This is a genomic window from Variovorax sp. Soil_C_12, from assembly GCF_057657375.1.
Window position 1 is genome coordinate 130,582 of sequence record NZ_JBDGIO010000014.1, and the last position, 17,986, is coordinate 148,567.

General features: G+C 68.5%; 17 protein-coding genes. 12 read left to right on the plus strand and 5 right to left on the minus strand.

What is annotated here, in order from left to right; all coding sequences use genetic code 11:
• Window positions 1-18: 18 nt before the first annotated feature.
• The 3 genes from AC3A6X_RS28865 to AC3A6X_RS28875 are packed head-to-tail and all read left to right on the plus strand — an operon-like array spanning window position 19 to window position 2,593.
• Complete coding sequence (locus AC3A6X_RS28865) at window positions 19-342, plus strand: HpcH/HpaI aldolase/citrate lyase family protein (RefSeq protein WP_487845436.1); 324 nt, start codon at window positions 19-21, stop codon at window positions 340-342.
• A complete protein-coding gene (locus AC3A6X_RS28870; protein WP_487845433.1) occupies window positions 339-1,370 on the plus strand; it encodes a tripartite tricarboxylate transporter substrate binding protein in 1,032 nt (343 codons plus the stop codon). Before AC3A6X_RS28865 ends, AC3A6X_RS28870 begins: the two co-directional genes overlap by 4 nt.
• A gap of 8 nt (window positions 1,371-1,378) precedes the next feature.
• Window positions 1,379-2,593, plus strand: a complete 1,215-nt coding sequence (locus AC3A6X_RS28875) for a CaiB/BaiF CoA transferase family protein (RefSeq protein WP_487845372.1) — start codon at window positions 1,379-1,381, stop codon at window positions 2,591-2,593.
• A 42-nt stretch (window positions 2,594-2,635) separates the two neighbouring features.
• Here the strand turns inward: AC3A6X_RS28875 and AC3A6X_RS28880 are convergent, their stop codons facing one another.
• Window positions 2,636-3,352, minus strand: a complete 717-nt coding sequence (locus tag AC3A6X_RS28880; protein WP_487845373.1) for a TetR/AcrR family transcriptional regulator — start codon at window positions 3,350-3,352, stop codon at window positions 2,636-2,638.
• A 108-nt stretch (window positions 3,353-3,460) separates the two neighbouring features.
• Between AC3A6X_RS28880 and AC3A6X_RS28885 the strand changes: the two genes are divergently transcribed.
• From AC3A6X_RS28885 to AC3A6X_RS28925, 9 genes are all read left to right on the plus strand, one after another.
• Window positions 3,461-4,486 (plus strand): HlyD family secretion protein, encoded by a 1,026-nt coding sequence (locus tag AC3A6X_RS28885; RefSeq protein ID WP_487845374.1) that lies wholly within the window; start codon window positions 3,461-3,463, stop codon window positions 4,484-4,486.
• Window positions 4,486-6,240, plus strand: coding sequence for an ATP-binding cassette domain-containing protein (locus AC3A6X_RS28890; protein ID WP_487845375.1), 1,755 nt, complete (start codon window positions 4,486-4,488; stop codon window positions 6,238-6,240). Before AC3A6X_RS28885 ends, AC3A6X_RS28890 begins: the two co-directional genes overlap by 1 nt.
• A gap of 76 nt (window positions 6,241-6,316) precedes the next feature.
• A complete protein-coding gene (locus AC3A6X_RS28895) occupies window positions 6,317-7,438 on the plus strand; it encodes an ABC transporter permease (RefSeq protein WP_487845376.1) in 1,122 nt (373 codons plus the stop codon).
• Between the two features lie 11 nt (window positions 7,439-7,449).
• Window positions 7,450-8,580, plus strand: a complete 1,131-nt coding sequence (locus AC3A6X_RS28900; RefSeq protein WP_487845377.1) for an ABC transporter permease — start codon at window positions 7,450-7,452, stop codon at window positions 8,578-8,580.
• A 13-nt stretch (window positions 8,581-8,593) separates the two neighbouring features.
• Window positions 8,594-10,102, plus strand: a complete 1,509-nt coding sequence (locus tag AC3A6X_RS28905) for an efflux transporter outer membrane subunit (protein WP_487845378.1) — start codon at window positions 8,594-8,596, stop codon at window positions 10,100-10,102.
• A gap of 32 nt (window positions 10,103-10,134) precedes the next feature.
• Complete coding sequence (locus AC3A6X_RS28910; protein WP_487845379.1) at window positions 10,135-10,518, plus strand: hypothetical protein; 384 nt, start codon at window positions 10,135-10,137, stop codon at window positions 10,516-10,518.
• Between the two features lie 98 nt (window positions 10,519-10,616).
• Complete coding sequence (locus AC3A6X_RS28915; protein ID WP_487845380.1) at window positions 10,617-11,063, plus strand: SRPBCC family protein; 447 nt, start codon at window positions 10,617-10,619, stop codon at window positions 11,061-11,063.
• 6 nt (window positions 11,064-11,069) lie between these two features.
• Window positions 11,070-11,849 (plus strand): hypothetical protein, encoded by a 780-nt coding sequence (locus AC3A6X_RS28920; RefSeq protein WP_487845381.1) that lies wholly within the window; start codon window positions 11,070-11,072, stop codon window positions 11,847-11,849.
• Window positions 11,843-12,562, plus strand: a complete 720-nt coding sequence (locus AC3A6X_RS28925) for an aspartyl/asparaginyl beta-hydroxylase domain-containing protein (protein ID WP_487845382.1) — start codon at window positions 11,843-11,845, stop codon at window positions 12,560-12,562. The genes AC3A6X_RS28920 and AC3A6X_RS28925 overlap by 7 nt, the downstream gene beginning before the upstream one ends.
• 15 nt (window positions 12,563-12,577) lie before the next feature.
• Here the strand turns inward: AC3A6X_RS28925 and AC3A6X_RS28930 are convergent, their stop codons facing one another.
• The 4 genes from AC3A6X_RS28930 to AC3A6X_RS28945 form a co-directional block, all read right to left on the minus strand.
• Window positions 12,578-13,018: a CBS domain-containing protein gene (locus AC3A6X_RS28930; protein WP_487845383.1), complete on the minus strand. Its 441-nt coding sequence runs from the start codon at window positions 13,016-13,018 to the stop codon at window positions 12,578-12,580.
• Between the two features lie 44 nt (window positions 13,019-13,062).
• On the minus strand, window positions 13,063-14,118 hold the full coding sequence (locus AC3A6X_RS28935) for a 2-oxoacid:ferredoxin oxidoreductase subunit beta (RefSeq protein ID WP_309963716.1): 1,056 nt from the start codon (window positions 14,116-14,118) through the stop codon (window positions 13,063-13,065).
• Window positions 14,115-15,971 carry a 2-oxoacid:acceptor oxidoreductase subunit alpha gene (locus AC3A6X_RS28940; RefSeq protein WP_487845384.1) on the minus strand — a complete coding sequence of 619 codons (1,857 nt, stop codon included), beginning with the start codon at window positions 15,969-15,971 and terminating at the stop codon, window positions 14,115-14,117. The genes AC3A6X_RS28935 and AC3A6X_RS28940 overlap by 4 nt, the downstream gene beginning before the upstream one ends.
• A 121-nt stretch (window positions 15,972-16,092) precedes the next feature.
• Window positions 16,093-17,925, minus strand: coding sequence for an FAD-dependent oxidoreductase (locus tag AC3A6X_RS28945; protein ID WP_487845385.1), 1,833 nt, complete (start codon window positions 17,923-17,925; stop codon window positions 16,093-16,095).
• Between the last annotated feature and the right edge of the window lie 61 nt (window positions 17,926-17,986).

Consider the following 17,986-nt stretch of genomic DNA (forward strand, 5'->3'; position numbering starts at 1 on the left):
TGCACGACGCGCAGGGCTATGTGGCCGAAGCCAGGATGGCGCCGGCTCGGCTATATCGGCAAGAGCTGCATTCATCCGAGCCAGGTATCGCTGGCGCACCAGGTGTTTCGCCCGTCGCAGACGGAAATCGAGCGCTCGCAGCGCATCGTCGAGGCGGCGCGCCACGCGCAAATCCGCGGCGCTGGTGCCTACATGGTGGACGGGCAGATGGTGGACGGCCCCTTCGTGCGCGGTGCCGAGAGCGTGCTCGCGCATGCACGACGGCTCGGGTTGCTGTCCGAGCGTGGCGCGTCGGCCGATGTGCCAATGCGGTTCGCAAATTGGAAACTGGAGACTGCATGAGGCGCGCGCGCCCCTTGCCTGGCCCCTTGCCTGGCCTCTTGCGCCCTTCCCCCTTGCGCCGGCGCTGCATCGCAGGTGCACTGGCAACGCTGCTTGGCGCCGCGCCCTTCTGCGCCGTTGCGTTGGCGCAGGAGGCGTGGCCCTCGCGCCCGATCACCGTGGTCGTGCCTTATCCGGCCGGCGGCTCGAACGACGTTTTCGCGCGCGCAGTGGGAAGGCGCCTGTCGGAAGCGCTTGGCCAGCCGGTGCTGATCGACAACAAGCCCGGCGCGGGCGGCACGCTGGGCACCGGCATCGTGGCCAAGGCGCCGCCCGACGGCTACACGCTGGCCGCCGTGTCCTCCAGCTTCGTCACGAACGCCGCGGTACAGCCGCGCCTGCCCTTCGACCCCGTCGAGAGCTTCGCCCCTGTCGCGATGATGGCGAAGGGGCCCTTCATCGTCGCGGTGCGCTCCGACCTGCCCGCGAATACGCCCGCACAGCTGCTGGCGCTGGCCAGGCAGCAGCCCGGCAAGCTCAACTACGCCTCCTCGGGCCCGGGCAGCACCAACCAGTTCGCGACCGAGCTGCTGAAGGCCAGCGCGGGTGTGTTCATCACCCACATTCCCTACCGCGGCATGGCGCCCGCAACCACCGATCTCATGGGCGGCAGTGTCGACTTGCTGATCGCGAGCGGCTCGTCGCTGCAGCCGGCACTGCGCTCGGGCAAGGCGCGCGCGATCGCAGTCACGAGCGCAAAGCCTTCGCACACGGCGCCCGATCTGGTGCCGATGGCCGAGGCCGATCCGGGCTACAGCTTCGCCGTCTGGTGGGGCATGCTGGCGCCGGCCGGCACGCCGCCCGGGGTGGTGCAGCGCCTGAACAGCGAAATCAACAGGATCGTCGACGGACCAGAAATGAAAGCCTTTCTGCTGCGCGAGGGCGCCGAGCCCGCGGGCTTGACGCCGGCGCAGTTCGCCGCGCAGATCCAGCGCGAAATCCCCTACTGGCAGAAGGTGGCCAAGGACACGGGCATCTCGCCCGAATGACACGCCCGATGACGACCCACCAGGCAGAAGAGGCGCAGCAGCGCGGTCCGCTCACCGGCATCCGCGTGCTCGACCTCAGCGCTTACATCGCCGGGCCCTACGGATGCACGCTGCTTGCGGACATGGGAGCCACCGTGCTCAAGATCGAGCCGCCCACCGGCGACAACCTGCGCAAGTACCCGTCCACGCTGGATGCCGAGAGCCGCGCCTTCATCGGCGTCAACCGCAACAAGAAGGGTCTCGCGCTGGACCTGAAGAAGCCCGAGGGCCTGGAAGTGCTGCACCGTCTGCTGGCGCAGGCCGACGTGCTGGTCCACAACTTCAGGCCCGCCGTGCCGCCGCGGCTGGGCATCGACTACGAACAGTTGCGCGAGCGCTACCCCGCGCTGGTCTATTGCGCGGTGACTGGTTATGGCGAGGAGGGCCCGCTCAAGGACAAGGCCGGCTACGACCAGGTGCTGCAGAGCATGACCGGCATGTGCGCCATGCAAGGCAAGGCGGGCGGGCCGCCGGAGATTGCGTACGGCTCGGTGGTGGACTATTACGCCGCCTCGATGCTGGCCATGGGCGTGAGTGCGGCGCTTGTGGAGCGCGCACGCAGCGGGCGCGGGCAGTACGTGGGGGTCTCGCTCCTGCGCAGTGCGCTGGCCATGCAGTCGGCACGCCTGGTGTGGGCGGAGGGTGAGAAGCGCGAGGTCTCGCGCGACATGCGCTCGGGAGGCGTGAGCGGCCTGCATCCGACGCGCGAGGGCTACCTGTACCTGTCTGCCAACACCGCGCATTTCTGGGCCGCGTTGTGCGAACGCACCGGCCTGCACGCGTTGGCGGTCGATCCGCGCCTGGACACGGTGCGCAAGCGCGCGCAGCATGCGCAGGAGATCGTGCCGCAGCTGCGGTCCGCGCTTCAGCGGCACAGTGCGCTGGAATGGGAAACGATCTTCGGCGAGGCCGTTCCCTGCGCAGCGGTGCGCGCCGTCGAGGACATGTTCTCGCACGAGCAGGTGCTCGCCGAGCAAATGGTGGCGGAGTTCAGCCATCCGGAAGTGGGGGGCTATCGCGGCTTCGCCAAGCCCGTCAAGTTCGGCAGCACGCCGGGGCCGAAGCCTTTTGCGTCGCCAGGCTTCGGCCAGCATGCGGCGGACATCCTGGCTGCGCATGGCTATGAAGAAGAGGAAATTGCGCGGCTGCGTGCGTTGGAGGTGTTGCCGGGGCGGATGGTGTGAGGCGTGTGCGCACCGGCGCGCCTTCTTCAAGCGCCCGGTGGCTCACCCCCGCCCTCTCCCAGAGGGAGAGGGAGCAGGAGTCGCCCGATGCGCCTTCGCCATCGCCTCCAACCCCGCCAGCACATAGCGCATCAGGTCCTCGAACATCACCTCGCTGTCCTTCGCCATCGCGGGCAGCACCTTGCGCGGTATCTCCTTCGGTGCCACCAGCATCACGATGCAGGGCAGCACCGAGAACACCAGCGCGCGCTGGACGGCAGGATGGTCCGGCGGCAGCTCCAGGATCTGCGCGATCAGCCCGAGCAGCAGCTTCGCCTTGGGCTTGACCGCCTTCTCGACCAAGGCCGGCGCCAGCGCCCCCGGCGACATCACCTCGCGCAGTACCACGCGAAAGCCCCAGGGTGCGCTCTCGCGCGAAGAGGGCGCCAGCATGTGACCGAGCAGCGCGCGCAGCTTGTCGCGCGGATCGCCGAGCGCGCGCGTCATCTCGACCAGTTCGTCCACGCTCACGATCTGCCGGTGCGCCTCGATCAGCACCTCCTCGTACAAGGCCTCGCGGCTGCCGAAGTGGTAGTTGATCGACGCCATCGGCGTGCCGGCGCGCTCGCAGATCTCCTTGCTGGTGGCGTCGGCATAGCCGCGCTCGGCGAACACCTGGCCGGCGGTCTGCAACAGTAGCGCGCGGGTGGCGGTGCCGTCCGGACGCGGTGCGCGCGCAGTGCGCGCGGCGGGAGATTTCTTGCGAGAGGCTGTGGGCATGGCGAGGGAAAGGGATCGTCCGGAACTCGGGATTAGTTTGAATTTAAATTCAAATTCGTTAAGATCCAGTCTACTGCATCGACGACACCCTGGCGAGAAAGCCCATCCATGAACAAGAAACCCCTCATCCTCGGCGGCATCGTGATCGTGGCGGCGCTCGCAGCGGCCGCGTGGTACTTCAACCGCCCACCCGCGGACGCATCGAGCCTCGTGCTTTACGGCAATGTCGATCAGCGCCAGGTCTCGCTGGCCTTCAACGGCAGCGATCGCATCGGCAAGCTCGACGTGGAGGAGGGCGACCACGTCAAGGCCGGCCAGGTGCTCGGCGAGCTCGACACCCGCACGCTGAAGCTGCGCGCCGCGCAGGCCCAGGCGCAGATCGGCGTGCAGGAGCAAGCCCTGCTGCGCCTGAAGAGCGGCAGCCGCCCGGAAGAAGTCGCGCAGGCCCGCGGCAGCGTGGCCGCCGCCCAGGCCGATGCCGACTTGGCAGCGCAGCAGCTGGAGCGCTTGCAGGGCATCCGCCAGACCACGGCCGGCCGCGCCGTCAGCCAGCAGGACCTGGACAGCGCCCTGGCCCGCCGCAAGGTCGCGCAGGCGCAACTGGAGAACGCGCGCAAGGCCCAGCAGCTGGTGGTGACCGGCCCGCGCAAGGAAGACATTGCGCAGGCCCAGGCCCAGCTCGAGGTGGCGCGCGCCGAGCTCGCGCTGCTGAACCGCCAGCTCGAGGAGGCCGAGCTGCGCGCCCCCATCGACGCCGTGGTGCGCGCCCGCCTGATGGAGCCCGGCGACATGGCCTCGCCGCAGCGTCCCGTCTACACGCTCGCCATCACCGACCCGAAATGGGTGCGCGCCTATGTGGCCGAGGCCGACCTCGGCCGCGTCAGACCCGGCATGGCCGCCACGCTGAGCATCGACAGCCAGCCCGGCCAGCCCTTGTCCGGCAAGGTGGGCTACATCTCCTCCGTCGCCGAGTTCACGCCCAAGACCGTGCAGACCGAGGAGCTGCGCAGCAGCCTGGTCTACGAGATCCGCGTGCTGGCCGATGACAAGGAAGATCGCCTGCGGCTGGGCATGCCCGTGACCGTGCGCCTCTCGCTGGGCGGCAACGCGACGCCCGTCGCCGCGGGGCGCTGATGAATGCCGCCATGCCCGCGCTCGTGGGCCACGGGCTGCACAAGCGCTTCGAGCTCAAGGGCACGAAGCACACGGTGCAGGCCCTCGCCGACGTGTCGCTGGACATCCCCGCCGGCACGCTCAGCGCGCTGGTCGGCCCCGACGGCGCCGGCAAGACCACGCTGCTGCGCCTCGCGGCCGGCCTGATGCGCGCCGACCAGGGCACGCTGCAGGTGCTCGGCATCGACGTTGCGGCCGACCCGCAGGCCGTGCAGGACCGCATCAGCTACATGCCGCAGCGCTTCGGCCTTTATGAGGACCTGAGCGTGCAGGAGAACCTCGACCTCTACGCCGACCTGCACGGCGTGCCGAAGAAGGAGCGCACCGAGCGCTATGCGCGCCTGATGGAGATGACCGACCTCGGCCGCTTCACCGCGCGCCCCGCGGGCAAACTCTCCGGCGGCATGAAGCAGAAGCTGGGCCTGGCCTGCACGCTGGTGCGCTCGCCCCAGCTGCTGCTGCTCGACGAGCCCACCGTGGGCGTGGACCCGCTCTCGCGCCGCGAGCTGTGGGAGATCGTGCAGCAGCTGGTCGACGACGAGCGGCTCAGCGTGATCGTCAGCACCGCCTACCTCGACGAGGCGGAGCGGTGCTCACGGGTCTTCGTGCTGCACGAGGGCCGCCTGCTCGCGCAGGGTGCGCCGCAGGCGCTTCGCGACAAGGCGCGCGATCTCTGCTTCATCGCGAAGCCGCCGCAGGGCACGCCCGCGCGCACCCTGCAGGCGAAGCTGCTGGACGCGCCGGCCACCATCATCGATGCCGTGCCGCAGGGCGGCGAGGTGCGCCTGATCCGCCAGCCCGCGGCTGACGCGCAAGCGCTGGCCGCGTTGCTCGACGGCGCCCCCTGCGAGCCCGTGCCCGCACGCCTGGAGGACGGCTTCATGGTGCTGCTTCGCGCCCAGCAGCAGCAGAAGAGCGCGGCACCGAGCGCGACGGCCGCCGGCGTGACGGTCCCGGGCGATGCCGACGAAACCGTGATCGAGGTCAAGGACCTGGTGCGCACCTTCGGCGACTTCACCGCCGTCGCCAGCACCAGCTTCAGCGTGCGCCGCGGCGAGATCTTCGGCCTGCTGGGCCCCAACGGCGCGGGCAAGACCACCACTTTCCGCATGCTGTGCGGCCTTCTGCCCGCGAGCAGCGGCTTCCTGCAGGTGGCCGGCGTCAACCTGCGCCATGCGCGGGCGCAGGCGCGCGCACGCATCGGCTACGTCTCGCAGAAATTCGCGCTCTACGGCAACCTCACCGTGCAGGAGAACCTCGAGTTCTTCGGCGGCGCCTACGGCCTGCGCGGCGCGCGACTGCGCGAGCGCATGCAGGCCGTGCTCGAGCAGTTCGAGCTGCGGGGCCAGGAGCAGTCCGCCAGCGGCCTGCTGCCCGGCGGCTTCAAGCAGCGCCTGGCGATGGCCACCGGCCTGCTGCACGAGCCCGAGATCCTGTTCCTCGACGAGCCCACCAGCGGCACCGATCCGCTCGCGCGGCGCGAGTTCTGGCGCCGCATCACCGCGCTGGCCGAGGCCGGCGTGACGGTGATCATCACCACCCACTTCATGGAAGAAGCCGAGTACTGCGACCGCATCGTGATCCAGGACGCCGGCCGGCTGCTCGCCATCGGCACGCCGCAGGAGGTGCGGCAGCAGGCGGGCCGCGCGCCGGACATGGAAGAGGCCTTCATCGGCATCGTGACCCAGTCGCGCGAGCGGAGGGCTGCGGCATGAGCAGCGTTCAATTCAGGAGCCCTGACTTGCTCCCTCTCCCGCTTGCGGGAGAGGGAGCAAGACCGGAGCCTGGCCAATGAGCGGATTCCATACACGCCTCGCCGCCCTCACGCGCAAGGAAACGCGCCAGCTGCTGCGCGACCCGAGCAGCATCGCCATCGGCGTCCTGCTGCCCATCATCCTGATCCTGATCTTCGGCTTCGGCCTCTCGCTGGACGTGAAGAACGCACCCCTGGCGGTGGTGATGGAGGACAGCTCGCCCACCGCGATGGACGCCATCGCCGGCCTGCAGCTCACGCCCTACATCTCGCCCGTGATGCTGGGTTCGATGCACGACGCCGAGCTGCTGATGCGCGAGCGCCGGGTCGACGGCATCGTGCGCGTGCCCGGCGACTTCTCGCGCCGGCTGGCGGCCGGCGATGCGCGCATCCAGTTGCTGGTGCACGGCGCCGACGCCGGCCGCGCCAGCATCGTGCTGCGCTACGCGACGGCAGCGCTGCAGCAGAACGCGCAGCGCCAGGCCGACCGCGGCCAGCCGGCAGCCGCCATCGGCCGCGTGAGCGTCGAGCAGCGCCTGTGGTTCAACACCGCCAACACCAGTACCTGGTACCTGGTGCCGGGGCTGATCGTGCTGATCATGACGCTGGTCGGAGCCTTCCTCACGGCACTGGTGATGGCGCGCGAATGGGAGCGCGGCACGCTGGAGGCGCTGTTCGTCACGCCCGTGCGCCCGGTCGAGATCCTGCTGGCGAAGATCATTCCCTACTTCGGCGTCGGCATGGTCGGCCTGGCGCTGTGCCTGCTGGCCGCGCGCTTCCTCTTCGAGGTGCCGATGGTCGGTTCGCTCGCGCTGCTGGTGCTGTGCGCCATGCTCTACATGCTGGTGGCGGTGGGCATCGGGCTTGTGATCTCCGCGGTCACGCGCAACCAGTTCCTGGCCAGCCAGGTCGCGCTGCTCGCGAGCTTCCTGCCCTCGCTGATGCTGTCGGGCTTTCTCTTCGACCTGCGCAACGTGCCCACCGCCGTGCGCGTGGTGGGGCAGGTGCTGCCGGCCACCTACTTCATGGAGCTGATCCGCACGCTCTTCCTGGCCGGCGACGTCTGGCCGCTGGTGCTGCGCAACGGCGCCATCCTCATCGCCTATGCCGTGCTGCTGCTCGGCGTGGCGCGTGCAACGACTCGCAAGACGCTCGACTGAGGCCGACCGCCATGAACGCTTCCCTCGTCGACACCGTGCTGCGCATTCTCAACCTGTGCCGCAAGGAATTCCTGGCGGTCCTCAAGGACCCGGCCAGCCGCGCCATCCTGATCGTGCCCGCGCTCATGCAGAGCCTGCTCTTCGGCTATGCCGCCACCTACGACCTCAACCAGGCCGATTACGCGCTGCTGGACCAGAGCCACAGCGCGGCCTCGACCGCACTGGTCGCGAGGCTGGACGGCACAGGCGTCTTCCACCGCGCTGCGACACTGCGCACGCCGGCGGACATCGAGCGCGTCATCGATGCGCAGGACGCCCTGTTCGTGCTCCACATCGGCCCGCGCTTCGAGCAGCAGCTGCAGGCCGGCGAAGAGGCTGCCGTCCAGCTCATCGTCGATGCACGCAACTCCAACACCGCCGGCTCCGCTGCCGGCTACGTGAGCGCGGTGGTGGCCGACTTCAACGCGCAGTGGCGCCTGCAGCACGGCGGCGCGCAGGCGCCGGTGCGCATCGACTCGCGCGCCTGGTACAACCCCAACCTCGAGACCCGCTGGATCCTGATGCCCGGCATGATCGCCGCGCTCAGCATGCTGCAGACCCTGCTGCTCACCGCGCTCTCGGTCGCGCGCGAGCGGGAGCAGGGCACCTTCGACCAGCTGCTGGTCACGCCGCTCACGCCCACCGAGATCATGATCGGCAAGGCCGTGCCGCCGGTGCTGATCGGGCTGGTGCAGTCCACCATCGTGCTGGGCGTCACCTTGCTGTGGTTCAAGGTGCCGATGGCCGGCTCCTTTCTCACGCTCTATGCGGGCCTGCTCTGCTTCACCATCGCCAGCGTGGGCATCGGGCTGTCGATCTCGGCGGTGTCGGCCAACATGCAGCAGGCCATGCTGTACACCTTCGTGCTGATCATGCCGCTGATGCTGCTGTCGGGCCTGACCACGCCGGTGCGCAACATGCCCGAGGCGCTGCAGATCGCAACGCTCGCCAACCCGCTGCGCTTCGCCATCGACCTGGTGCAGCGCGTGTACCTCGAGGGCGTGGGCCTGCTCACCGTCTGGCACAACCTCATCCCCCTGGTCGTCATCGCGGCCATCACGCTGCCGCTGGCGGCCTGGCTGTTCCGCCACCGTCTTGTCTGAAAGAGAGCGCGACATGAAGAAACCGCAACGCTCCTCCACCTTGATGTTCCGCTGCGCGCCCCTGCTCGCAGCGTTGATGCTGGCCGGCTGCGCCGTCGGGCCGGACTTCAAGGCGCCCGCGCCCGAGGCGCCGGCCGATTTTTCGGCCTGGCATGGCGGCTCGGCCGAGCTGCTCGATGCGCAGGCGCGCGATGCAGAAGGTACGCCCCTCGGCTGGTCGGCCTTCGGCGACCCGGTGCTCGATGCGCTGATGGCGAAGACACTCGCCGCCAACCACGACCTGCAGACCGCCGCGCTGCGCTTTGCCCAGAGCCGCGTGCAGCGGCAGCAGGCCGAGGCGCAGCGCGGGCCGCAGCTCAATGCCAGCGCCGCCGTCGCGCGCCAGCGGCAGAGCGAGGTCGGCTCCGGCACGCGGCTGATCGATGCGCTCAACCCCTCGAACCGCGAGCAGCTGATCGGCGCGCTGAGCGAGCCGCACAACCTCTACCAGGCCGGCTTCGATGCCTCGTGGGAGCTCGACCTCTGGGGCCGCGTGCGGCGTGCCGTCGAGGCGGCCGATGCCGACGTCGCGGCCTCTCAGGCCATGCTCGCGCAGGTGCAGCTGGCCGTGCAGTCGGAGCTGGCGCGCAACTATTTCGAGCTGCGCACGGCGCAGCGGCAATTGCGCATCGCGCGCGCCGACATCGCCGCGACCGAGGAGACGCTGACGCTCGTGCGGGCACGCGCCGACGGCGGCCTGACGACCGATCTCGACGTGCGGCGGCAGGCGGCCCAGGCGGCGGATCTGCGCGCGCGGCTCCCGCAACTGCTGACCCAGGAAGCGCAGGCCGGCAACCAGATCACACTGCTGCTCGGCGAACGGCCCGGCGCGCTGCAGGCGCAGCTCGCGGCGCCTGCCGACGGGCCTGCAGGTGCCTTGCCCGACCTGTCACCAGGCCTGCCTTCCGAGGTGGCGCTGCGCCGCCCCGACATCCGCCGCGCGCAGGCGCAACTGCATGCGGCCACCGCGAACATCGGCGTGGCCGTGGCCGACCTGTACCCGCGCATCACGCTCGGCGCGAATTTCGGCTTCGAGTCGGTGGGAAGCCGCAACTTCGGCGAGTGGGGGAGCCGGCAGTGGTCCATCGGGCCGAGCCTGCAATTGCCGATCTTCGATGGCGGAAGGCGCCGCAGCACCCTGACCCTGCGCGAGCTGCAGCAGCAGGAAGCGGCCGTGGCCTACCAGCAGACCGTGCTGAAGGCCTGGCACGAGATCGACGATGCGCTGAGCGCCTATGCCGCAGAGCGGCAGCGGCATCTGCAGCTCGCCGACAAGGAGCGGCAGAGCCGGGATGCGTGGGAGCTGGCGCGGGTGCGCTACGCGCATGGGCTGACCGATTTCCTGGTGCAGCTCGACGCGCAGCGCACGTTGCTGCAGGCGCAGCGGGACCAAGTGGACAGTGGAGGGCGGCTCGCGATGGATCTGGTGATGCTGACCAAGGCGCTGGGCGGGGCCGGGGACCCGAACCCCGTGCGGCCCTAGTGCGATCGGCTCTCTGGCATGCTGCCTCTTGCATGAACCTGGACCCCTTCGTCAGCGTCGATGGAATCCTCTTCTCGGTCTCGCGCGAGGAGATCGTGAAGACGCGAGGCCAGCCCGTGAGCACAGGCCGGAACGGCGTCGGGCTGAACGAGCTCGACTACCAGTCGGTGGTCTACCGGTTCCAGGACGGCGGGAGGCTGGAAGAGATCACCCTGCAGGCGCGGGTGGTGAACTTCGGCAATGTCGCGGTGCCCTTCGATGCGCTGGCGTCCTTCGTGCGGCGTGAGGATCCGGGCGTGTTCGAGCGGGCGGGCTTTGTCGTCAGCCCGCGCTTCGGCCTGGCCTTCGATCCGGATGAGCCCTTGTGGGTGACGGCGCTTGCGGCGCATTGCATCGATGACTGGCGGGCTCTGTGAAGCGCATCCTCTGGCAGGATTCGCGGTTTCCTGGTCCTTGCGCTGCAGTGGGATCATTCGTAGGCTCCCAGACTTTCGGAATCGAAAGGAGTATTTCCATGGGCACCAACACAGTCAGACTGCATCGAGTCATTGCCGCGAAACCGGAAAAGATCTATCGGGCCTTCCTCGACGCCGACGCCAAGGCGCGTTGGCTGCCGCCCAATGGCTTCACGGGGAAGGTTCACAGCATGGATGCCAAGGTGGGCGGCAAGTACAAGATGTCGTTCACGAACTTCACCACGGGCAAGAGCCACGCGTTCGGTGGTGAATACCGCGAGCTCGTGCCCAATGAACGGCTGCGGTACACCGATGTGTTCGACGATCCGAACCTGCCCGGAGAGATACAGGTCACGGTCACGCTGAAGCAAGTCTCGGTCGGTACCGAGCTGAACATCGTCCAGGAAGGACTGCCTGACGTGATTCCCCTGGAAGCGTGTTATCTGGGCTGGCAGGAGTCGCTGCTGAACCTGGCGAGGCTGGTCGAACCAGAGATCAACGACTAGCCCCGGATGACCACCCTGTCCCCTTCGCCGCATCATGTGCGAGACGTCCTTGTGTCCTACTTCTGGAGCGGCGATGCCATCCGCAGTCGAAGCGTGAGCGATGTCGTGCTCTCAGGCACCGTCGATGTGCCTGTGCCGCCTGCAAGGCTGTCGGCGGATTGGGAAAGGGAGACATCGATGCGCCTGGGCCTGGAGCCCGGGGACGTCGAGCCATTGCCGTTGGCGCGAGCGCGTGCGCGCTGGCCGGATTACAGGCAGTGCGTACGCGCGGTGTCCGATTGGACGCGCACGCTTGGCCTGCAGGAGGTGCTGGCCTCCAGCGACGTCGCCCTTATGGCTTGCCGAGGCGCGAAGTACCACCACGACGGCGCGCACTATGGCGGCGCGGTCTTTTGCAATCTCTTCCTGAGCGAGGACAAGGGACTGGACTTGCACTTTCCCGCCGCAGGTCATCGAATTCCCCTTGCCAGGGGCACCGCCGTGATCTTCGATACGGGCCAGCCGCACGCCGTCATCAGGCGCCACAGCAGCAGCTTCGATGTGGCCGACTTCGGGCCCGACCAGGATTGCACCCAGGTGTTCCTGACCTGGGAGCTGCCTGTCGAACATGCCGATGTCGGGCGCGTGCTTGGGGTCGACTTCGACATCGACCCTTCGCCCTCGTTGCAACTCGATGAAGAGCAGGTCTGGTTGAACGGCGCACAGGCTCGCGTATGCCCGGATTCTGGTCGTTGGTTCTCAACCAACGGATCGATGAAAGTCACAACCCCAAGAAGCCCATGCTGAGGAACCTGCCCGCCCGCATCCTGTTCCGCACGCTCATGGCCGCCGAGCGCATGAACAGGCGCCATTCCCTGCTCGGCGATCAACCCTTCTTCGCGTCCGGCGACCTGCCCTGGCCCCGGCTTCTGGAGGCTCGAACCCCCGAGATCCGCGCCGAACTGGACGCCTTGCTCAAGGACGTCCAGAGGCTCCCGAGCTTCCAGGACATTTCGCCGGAACAGGCGACGCTGACCAGCGACGCCGGCTGGAAGACCTTCTTCTTCAAAGGCTACGGCGTCGACTTCCCCAAGAACATGCAGCGCTGCCCGCGCACCGCCGAGGCGCTGGCGCTCATTCCCGGCATGAAGACCGCCTTCTTCTCCATCCTCGCCCCCGGCAAGGTCATTCCCGAGCATCGGGGCCCCTACAACGGCGTTCTCAGGTATCACCTCGGCCTGCGCGTTCCGGCATCGGACGAGACTTGCGCCATTCGCGTCAACGGGATCCTGAGGAACTGGTCCGAAGGCGAGTCGCTGGTCTTCGACGACACCTTCATGCACGAGGCCTGGAACCGGACGCCGCATTGGCGCATCGTTCTTTTCGTGGATTTCCTGCGGCCCTTGCCGCTCGTGCCCCGCCTGGTCAACAAGCTCATGATGGAGGTCATGCAGCGCACGGCCTTCGTGAAGGTCGCGGTGAAGAACCAGGCGCGGTGGGAAGACGGGTTCTACAGCTAGCGCGCCGCCAGGGGTCTACCCCAACACGTCATTCACCTGCGCATTGAATTCCGCCTGCCCCAACGCCACCCCGATCTCCCTCGGCAGCGCATCCCGCACCGAAAACACCCCCAGGATCTTCTTCCCCGACACCAGCGGCAGGTGCCGGAACCCCCGCTCGAGCATCAGCACCACCGCATCCGACACCAGCGTCTCCGGCGACACGCAGATCGGGTTGGGCGTCATCACCTCGCGCACCGCCGTGTGATCCGGATCGAGCCCCTTTGCCAGCACCCGCGTCATCAGGTCGCGCTCGGTGAGGATGCCCAGCAGGATGTCCGGGGGCTCCATGATGAGCACGCTGCCGCAGTTGGCGCGGGTCATCACGCCTGCCGCATCGCGCACGCTGGCGTGCGGGCCCAGGCTGAGCACGTGCTTGCGCGATATGGACTGAAACACAGTACGTTCTTCCGCCATGGCCCATCCTCCAGCAAAAGCGGCATGTTGCGACGAGGCCGCGCTTAGCGCAAGGAGGCGTTGAGTTTTTCAAGCGCCGCGCCGCCGGGGCAGAGCTCGCCGGGCCCCAGCTGGTTGAGCGGCCGGGCGCTGGTGTTGAGCGCCGTGTGCAGATCGGTCGCCAGCGGGTCGACGTAGAGCAGCCCGGTCACCACCTCGCCCATCTCCTGGTGCCGCTGCATGTACGCCATGGCGGCATGGCGGTCTCCGGGGTTGTAACCCGCGTGCAGGCTGCGCAGCCGCAGCAGGGTGCCGTCGTGCTGGCGCACATCCATCACCTCGCCGGGCGCCATGTCCACGCTGATCTCGTCGCGGCTGTGGATGAAGTCGATGCGGCTCACCGCCTCGTTGTGTTCGCGCACGTAGTCGTAACTTTTGGTACTGCCGGGGTGGTTGTTGAAGGCCACGCAGGGGCTGAGCACATCGATGAAGGCGGCGCCGCCGTGGCTGATGGCGCCCTTGATCAAGGGCACGAGCTGCGCCTTGTTGCCCGAGAAGCCGCGTCCGACGTAGGTGGCGCCGAGCTGCAGCGCCATGGCGACCAGGTCGACCGGGCTGTCGGTGTTGATCGCGCCCTTCTTGCTCTTGGAGCCCTCGTCGGCAGTGGCGGAGAACTGGCCCTTGGTGAGCCCGTAGACGCCATTGTTTTCGACGATGTAGGCCATTCGCACGCCGCGCCGCATGGCGTGGGCGAACTGGCCGAGGCCAATGGAGGCCGAGTCGCCGTCGCCCGAGACGCCCAGGTAGAGCAGGTCGCGGTTGGCCAGGTTGGCGCCGGTCAGCACGCTGGGCATGCGGCCGTGCACGGTGTTGAAGCCGTGCGAGGCGCCGAGAAAATAGTCCGGCGTCTTGGAGCTGCAGCCGATGCCCGAGAGCTTGGCCACGCGGTGCGGCTCGATGTCCAGCTCCCAGCAGGCCTCGATGATCGCGGCCGAGATCGAGTCGTGGCCGCAGCCGGCGCACAGGGTGGAGATCTTGCCCTCGTAGTCGCGGCGCGTGTAGCCGACCTTGTTGGTGGCCAGCGTGGGGTGGCGCAGCTTGGGCTTGGCCAGGTAGGTCATGCGGTCTCCTTGGTGTCGCTGCCGGCGCCCGGCGCCTGCTTGCGCACATGCCCAGCGATCGCCTCGGTGACGAAGCGCGCCGTGATGGGCGTGCCGTCGAAATGCAGCACGCGCACCAGCCGGGCCGGGTCGATGTCCAGCTCGTTGATCAGCAGGCTGCGCATCTGGGCGTCGCGGTTCTGCTCGACCACGAAGACCTGCCGGTGCCCGGCCAGGAACTGCACCACGCTCTCCGGAAAGGGAAAGGCGCGCAGCCGCATCGCGTCCAGGTGGATGCCGCGGGCCTCGAGCGCTTCGAGCGCCTCGTGCATGGCCGGGCTGGTCGAGCCGAAATAGATCACGCCCAGGTCGGTGGGCTGCGCGGCCGGCCGCAGCACGGGCTGCGGCACCATCGTGGCGGCGGTCGCGAACTTCTTCAGCAGCCGCTCCATGTTGTAGATGTAGTCGGGCCCGCGCTCCGAGTAGCGCGCGTAGGCGTCGCGGGTGGTGCCGCGGGTGAAGAAGCTGCCCTTGGTCGGGTGCGTGCCGGGCAGGGTGCGCCAGGGGATGCCGTCGCCGTCCACGTCCTTGTAGCGGCCGAAGTCGCGGCCTGCTTCCAGCTCCTCGGCCGTCATGACCTTGCCGCGGTCGTAGGCGCGGCTCTCGTCCCATTCGAAGGGCGCGCACAGGCGCTGGTTCATGCCGATGTCCAGGTCGGTCATCAGGAACACGGGGGTCTGCAGCCGGTCCGCCAGGTCCAGCGCGGCGGCGGCGTGCTCGAAGCACTCGTGCGGGTCCTCCGGGAACAGCAGGACGTGCTTGGTGTCGCCGTGCGAGGCGTAGGCGCAGCACAGGATGTCGGCCTGCTGGGTGCGGGTGGGCATGCCGGTGGAAGGCCCGCCGCGCTGCACGTTGATGAGGGTGACGGGGATCTCGGCGAAATAGGCCAGCCCGATGAACTCGGCCATCAGCGAGATGCCCGGGCCCGAGGTCGCGGTGAAGGCACGCGCGCCGTTCCAGCCGGCCCCCACCACCATGCCGATCGAAGCCAGCTCGTCCTCGGCCTGCACGATGGCGAAGCGGTTCTGGCCGGTGGCCGGGTCGACGCGGAACTTGGCGCAGTATTTCTGGAAGGCCTCGGCCACCGAGGAGGAGGGCGTGATCGGATACCAGGCCGCGACCGTGGCGCCGCCGTACACGCAGCCCAGCGCCGCGGCGCTGTTGCCGTCGACGAAGATGCGCTTGCCCACGCGGTCGGCGCGCCGCACCCGCAGGCCCACCGATGCGTTCAGGTGCTCGCGCGCGAAGTCGCAGCCCAGGTGCAGGGCCTGCACGTTGGAGGCCAGCAGCCTTTCCTTGCCCCTGTACTGCTCGCCGAGCAGCTTCTCGACCACCTCGGGCTCGATGCCCAGCAGGATGGCCAGCGCGCCGACGTAGACGATGTTCTTGAACAGCTGGCGCTGGCGCGGGTCGTGGTAGACGGCGTTGCAGATCTCGGTCAGCGGCATGCCGATGACGCGGATGTCCTCGCGGAACTTCGAGGGGGGCAGGGCGCGCGTGCTGTCGTAGAACAGGTAGCCGCCGGGCACCAGCTCGGCCACGTCGGCGTCCCAGGTCTGCGGGTTCATCGCGACCATCATGTCGGTGCCGCCGCGCCGGCCCATGTAGCCGGCTTCGGACACGCGCACCTCGTACCAGGTCGGCAGGCCCTGGATGTTGCTCGGGAAGATGTTGCGCGGGCTCACCGGCACGCCCATGCGCAGGATGGCCTTGGCGAAGAGCTCGTTGGCCGAGGCGGAGCCGGAGCCGTTGACGTTGGCGAACTTGATGACGAAGTCGTTGACGGCTTCGATGGAAGGCGTGGCGCTCGCCATGTCTTGTGTTCCGCGGTCCTCCATGGGAGGCTTCGCGCCTCTGGGCGGAAGTGTTGCGCTCATGGGGTAACCTCCGCGCTGCGCGCTGCGGTGCTATTCGACTTGGGAGCGGCCCGGCGTCTCATGCCGGCACCCCCTGCTTCGGCGCGACGTGCGCATCGCGGGATTGCGGTCCCGCCGGCGTCATCTTGATCAAAAACTTCTGCATGTCCCACGCGCCGGTAGGGCAGCGCTCGGCGCACAGCCCGCAGTGCAGGCAGACGTCCTCGTCCTTGACCATCACCCGGCCGGTCTTGAGCCCGCCGGACACGTACAGGTCCTGCGCCAGGTTGAGCGCCGGTGCCTTCAGCCGTTGCCGCAGGTCCGCTTCCTCGCCATTGGTGGTGAAGCTGATGCAGTCCATCGGGCAGATGTCCACGCAGGCATCGCACTCGATGCACGCGACCTCGGTGAACACGGTCTGCACATCGCAGTTGAGGCAGCGCTCGGCCTCCTTGAAGGCGGTGGCGGCGTCGAAGCCCAGCTCCACCTCGACCCGGATGCTGGCCAGCGCCTTCTCCGCCTTGGCCCAGGGCACCTTGTAGCGCAGGTCGTTGGTGATGTCGTTGTCGTAGCTCCACTCGTGGATGCCCATCTTCTGCGACATCAGGTTGGTCATGGGGGCAGGGCGCAGCTGGATCGACTCGCCGTGCAGCAGCCGGTCGATCGACACCGCGGCCTCGTGCCCGTGGGCCACGGCCTCGATGATGTTCTTGGGGCCGAAGGCCGCATCGCCGCCGAAGAACACATGCGGCACGGTGGATTGGAAGGTGCTCTTGTTCAGCACGGGCAGACCCCACTTGTCGAAGCCGATGCCGCTGTCGCGCTCGATCCAGGGGAAAGCGTTCTCCTGGCCCACCGCCACCAGCACCTCGTCGCATTCGAAGAAGGCCTCGGGCTCGCCGGTGGGCACCAGCGAGCGCTGGCCCTGTTCGTCGTACTGTGCCCGGACGATCTGGAACAGCATGCCCACCAGCTTGCCGCTTTCATGCACGAAGGCCTTGGGCACATGGAAGTTGATGATGGGGATGCCCTCGTGCTGCGCATCCTCCTTCTCCCACGGCGAAGCCTTCATCTCCTCGAAGCCGCTGCGCACGATCACCTTCACGTCCGTGCCGCCCAGGCGGCGCGCCGAGCGGCAGCAGTCCATGGCGGTGTTGCCGCCGCCCAGCACGATGACGCGCTCTCCGATGCTGGTGATGTGGCTGAAGGAGACGGAAGCCAGCCAGTCGATGCCGATGTGGATGCGGGCCGCGGCCTCTTGCCGGCCGGGCAGGTCGAGGTCGCGCCCGCGCGGGGCGCCGCAGCCGACGAAGATCGCGTCCCAGTCCTGCGCCATCAGGGCCTTCATCGAGTCGATGCGCTCCCCGCCGCGGAACTCGACGCCGAGGTCCAGGATGTAGCCCGTCTCCTCGTCGATCACCGACTCGGGCAGGCGAAAGTGCGGGATCTGCGTGCGCATGAAGCCACCGGCCTGGGTGCCCTCGTCGAACACCGTCACCTCGTAGCCCAGCGGCGCCAGGTCGCGCGCGACGGTGAGGGAGGCCGGCCCCGCGCCGATGCAGGCGATGCGCTTGCCGTTGCGCGGCTCGGGCACCGGCATGCGCGCGCGCACGTCTTCCTTCATGTCGGCGGCCACGCGCTTGAGCCGGCAGATCGCCACCGGCTCGGGCTTCTGCGCGTTGCTCTCCTCCACCCGCCCGCGCCGGCAGGCCGGCTCGCAGGGCCGGTCGCAGGTGCGCCCGAGGATGCCCGGGAAGACGTTGGAAACCCAGTTGATCATGTAGGCGTCGCCGTAGCGGCGCTGCGCGATCAGTCGGATGTACTCGGGGACGGGGGTGTGCGCCGGACAGGCGTACTGGCAATCGACGACCTTGTGGAAATAGGCCGGGTTCGCGATATCGGTTCGCTGCAAAGCTTTGTCTCCTTGCTGCCGCCCGGGGCCCTCGTGGGTGGGCCGATGCGGGCTTTTCCGC

Bases quoted from the DNA above. Each gene is read 5' to 3' on its own strand.
- AC3A6X_RS28870 (WP_487845433.1), top strand. From the start codon at position 339: ATGAGGCGCGCGCGCCCCTTGCCTGGCCCCTTGCCTGGCCTCTTGCGC.
- AC3A6X_RS28895 (WP_487845376.1), top strand. From the start codon at position 6,317: ATGAGCGGATTCCATACACGCCTCGCCGCCCTCACGCGCAAGGAAACG.
- AC3A6X_RS28890 (WP_487845375.1), top strand. From the start codon at position 4,486: ATGAATGCCGCCATGCCCGCGCTCGTGGGCCACGGGCTGCACAAGCGC.
- AC3A6X_RS28940 (WP_487845384.1), bottom strand. From the start codon at position 15,971: ATGGCGAGCGCCACGCCTTCCATCGAAGCCGTCAACGACTTCGTCATC.
- AC3A6X_RS28880 (WP_487845373.1), bottom strand. From the start codon at position 3,352: ATGCCCACAGCCTCTCGCAAGAAATCTCCCGCCGCGCGCACTGCGCGC.
- AC3A6X_RS28885 (WP_487845374.1), top strand. From the start codon at position 3,461: ATGAACAAGAAACCCCTCATCCTCGGCGGCATCGTGATCGTGGCGGCG.
- AC3A6X_RS28865 (WP_487845436.1), top strand. From the start codon at position 19: ATGTGGCCGAAGCCAGGATGGCGCCGGCTCGGCTATATCGGCAAGAGC.
- AC3A6X_RS28910 (WP_487845379.1), top strand. From the start codon at position 10,135: ATGAACCTGGACCCCTTCGTCAGCGTCGATGGAATCCTCTTCTCGGTC.
- AC3A6X_RS28905 (WP_487845378.1), top strand. From the start codon at position 8,594: ATGAAGAAACCGCAACGCTCCTCCACCTTGATGTTCCGCTGCGCGCCC.
- AC3A6X_RS28900 (WP_487845377.1), top strand. From the start codon at position 7,450: ATGAACGCTTCCCTCGTCGACACCGTGCTGCGCATTCTCAACCTGTGC.
- AC3A6X_RS28920 (WP_487845381.1), top strand. From the start codon at position 11,070: ATGACCACCCTGTCCCCTTCGCCGCATCATGTGCGAGACGTCCTTGTG.
- AC3A6X_RS28930 (WP_487845383.1), bottom strand. From the start codon at position 13,018: ATGGCGGAAGAACGTACTGTGTTTCAGTCCATATCGCGCAAGCACGTG.
- AC3A6X_RS28935 (WP_309963716.1), bottom strand. From the start codon at position 14,118: ATGACCTACCTGGCCAAGCCCAAGCTGCGCCACCCCACGCTGGCCACC.
- AC3A6X_RS28925 (WP_487845382.1), top strand. From the start codon at position 11,843: ATGCTGAGGAACCTGCCCGCCCGCATCCTGTTCCGCACGCTCATGGCC.
- AC3A6X_RS28915 (WP_487845380.1), top strand. From the start codon at position 10,617: ATGGGCACCAACACAGTCAGACTGCATCGAGTCATTGCCGCGAAACCG.
- AC3A6X_RS28875 (WP_487845372.1), top strand. From the start codon at position 1,379: ATGACGACCCACCAGGCAGAAGAGGCGCAGCAGCGCGGTCCGCTCACC.